The sequence below is a fragment of the Snodgrassella alvi genome (genome assembly GCF_002777745.1).
Taxonomy (GTDB): domain Bacteria; phylum Pseudomonadota; class Gammaproteobacteria; order Burkholderiales; family Neisseriaceae; genus Snodgrassella; species Snodgrassella alvi_D.
Genome location: NZ_MEIO01000043.1, coordinates 1 through 415, shown reverse-complemented (window position 1 = coordinate 415; position 415 = coordinate 1). Strand labels below are relative to the sequence as shown.

Genomic DNA, 415 nt, shown 5'->3' with positions numbered 1-415 from the left:
TAACAGCAACATTAATGGCTTAAATAACAATGTAGCTAATTTGCAGAAAGACGCTCTGCAATGGAACGGCACTGCTTACGATGCCAGCCATGGTACCGCTAATGCACAGAGAATTACCAATGTAGCTGCTGGGCAGATTGGCGAAAACTCCACCGATGCGATTAACGCCGGACAACTTTTCAGCGTTTCAACATCTACTGCCGCCAGCCTCAGTACTTTGTCTTCTACATTGAATCAGGCCGGTGATTTAAGTAACGTCAATGCCAATATCACTACAATTAACAGCAATCTTAATGGCTTAAATAACAATGTAGCCAACTTGCAGAAAGACGCCCTACAATGGAACGGCACTGCTTACGATGCCAGCCATGGCACCGCTAATGCACAGAGAATTACCAATGTTGCCGTTGGCGAT

Annotated in this window: 1 pseudogene; it reads left to right on the top strand. The window is 45.3% G+C overall.

Annotated features, from left to right (window positions below):
* Positions 1-415, top strand: a pseudogene (locus BHC51_RS05285) (hypothetical protein); the annotation flags it as partial.